Below are 254 nucleotides of genomic sequence, written 5' to 3'. Positions count from 1 at the left end.
CCTTTTATATTTAGCGTGCGGGTTGGTGTCGGATGCGATGCTGACGCATCTTATCCGCCCTACCATCTCTCCCGGCAACATTTATTGCCGCTTTTGTTTACATATTCTGCCGCTAAACAATTCCCCATTCCTGGCGTATATCTGGCTAACATTCATCAATGTGATAGATTCCTCTCCCGCATTTATGGGAATGCGTAGTGACTTATTCTAATTATTTTTATAAAAGCATCCGTGATAATGAAAAGGCAAAGAAA

At 41.7% G+C, this 254-nt stretch carries 1 protein-coding gene; it reads right to left on the bottom strand.

Going from position 1 to position 254, the window contains the following annotated elements:
• Positions 1–81: 81 nt before the first annotated feature.
• Complete coding sequence (gene ysdE / locus SB765_RS31690) at positions 82–156, bottom strand: protein YsdE (protein WP_211180519.1); 75 nt, start codon at positions 154–156, stop codon at positions 82–84.
• Between the last annotated feature and the right edge of the window lie 98 nt (positions 157–254).

Source organism: Pseudomonas sp. SIMBA_067 (assembly GCF_046534675.1).
Taxonomy (GTDB): Bacteria; Pseudomonadota; Gammaproteobacteria; order Pseudomonadales; family Pseudomonadaceae; genus Aquipseudomonas; species Aquipseudomonas putida.
Note: the sequence above shows the minus strand (reverse complement) of the source record. Positions and strands in the feature narration are given on the sequence as shown.